Here is a 1,832-nt window from a genome sequence, read left to right on the forward strand (position 1 = left end):
ACATCCGGCATGTGACATGCTGCACTGGCATCCAAAATGGCAATCTGCGTCTCACCGTTTTGCATGGTATCCAAGACATGCGTCAGCAAATATCCTGCGTTCAACGCCCATGCTTCCCCCGGTTCCAGATAGACAGTCACTTGCCATTGTTCCTGTGCATGGCGAATGCAGCGTTCGAGCCGCGCCATATCATAGCCCAGCTTGGTAATATGATGACCGCCGCCGAAGTTTACCCACTGCATCTGCGGTAAAATGTCGCCAAATGTCCGCTCAACAGTCTCAAGCGTGGATTCCAAATCATCAGAATCCTGCTCGCATAGCGTGTGAAAATGCAGACCATCAAGCAAGTCCAATAGTTCTGGACATGCTTTTATTGCGCGGTCAAATTGTGCGCGAGTTGTTCCCATACGGCTGCCCGGCGCACAGGGGTCATAAATTGCATGTCCTTCCTGCGTCGAATGTTCTGGATTGATGCGCAAACCAACACTTTTACCGGCTTGTTTTGCCATTTTTCCGAATGTTTTCAACTGAGATGGCGAATTAAATACGATATGGTCGGCATAAGTCAGCAATTCTGCAAATTCATCCTCGCGGTATCCGGCACAAAATACATGCACTTCTTTATTTGGCATCTCTTCTGCACCCAAACGAGCTTCGTATAATCCGCTCGCCTCTGTTCCTGCAAGATGCGGCTCAAAGAACGGATAGCAATCGTAATTGCTGAAAGCTTTTTGAGCCAGCAAAACACGACAGCCTGTCCGTTGTGCCAGCTCCCCCAATATCTTCGCATTGTGTACGAGAGCTGTTTCATCCAGCACATAACACGGCGTCGGCAGAGCTTGAAGCTCTGCCGGTATTCTGCCGTCAATCGCCGCAAACGGTGCGCGAGTATCCGGTTTGTTCTTTTGCATCAGTCCACCAGTGCCGGAGTATGGCTCTCGCTGCGCGGCAGACCGTACTTGTCCAGTGCATCGAGGAACGGATCCGGATCAAACTCTTCTACCGTATAAACACCCGGCTTTTCCCATTTGCCGGTCAGCATCATCAGAGCACCGCACATAGCCGGAACGCCAGTAGTATAGCTAATTGCCTGACTGCCAACCTCCTGATAGCACGCCTGATGGTCACAGATATTGTAAATATAATAGGTCTTTTCCTTGCCGTCTTTGATGCCGGTAAAAATACAGCCAATGTTAGTCTTGCCCTTGGTGCGCGGACCGAGACTTGCCGGATCCGGAAGCAGTGCCTTCAAGAACTGAATCGGCACGATTTCCTGACCGTTAAACGAAATCGGTGTTGTCGACAGCATTCCGACGTCTTCCAAACAACGCATGTGGTCAAGATAGCTCTGACCAAAGGTCATAAAGAAGCGAATGCGTTTGACGCCCGGAATGGTCTTCGCCAGCGACTCAATTTCTTCGTGGTGCAGCAGATACATATCTTTATCGCCAACCTGATCGAAGGTGTATTCCCGCTTGATGCTCATTGCCGGAATCTCTACCCAATGGCCATTCTCCCAATAGCTGCCCGGTGCGCTGACTTCACGCAGATTGATTTCCGGATTGAAGTTGGTAGCAAAGGCATAACCATGGTCGCCGCCATTGCAATCCAAAATATCAATGGTATCAATCTGGTCAAATTCATGCTTTGCAGCATAGGCGCAATACGCCTGCGTAACACCCGGGTCAAATCCGCAGCCGAGCAGCGCAGTCAGACCGGCATCTTCAAACTTCTTGCGGTATGCCCACTGCCAAGAGTAGTCGAAATAAGCAGAAAAGCCTTCCTCTTCACAACGCTTCTCGTAAATTGCACGCCATTCCGGGTCATCGGTA

Annotated in this window: 2 protein-coding genes; both read right to left on the reverse strand. The window is 50.3% G+C overall.

What is annotated here, in order from left to right; translation table 11 throughout:
* On the reverse strand, positions 1 to 911 hold a 911-nt coding region (locus ACR0P9_RS11910; RefSeq protein WP_432620427.1), incomplete at its 3' end, for a carboxynorspermidine decarboxylase.
* Positions 911 to 1,832, reverse strand: a 922-nt coding sequence (locus ACR0P9_RS11915; RefSeq protein WP_432620429.1) for a saccharopine dehydrogenase family protein, incomplete at its 5' end; no start/stop codon positions are given. The genes ACR0P9_RS11915 and ACR0P9_RS11910, both read right to left, overlap by 1 nt.

It is taken from the genome of Butyricicoccus sp. (assembly GCF_050872565.1).
Lineage (GTDB): Bacteria > Bacillota > Clostridia > Oscillospirales > Butyricicoccaceae > Butyricicoccus_A.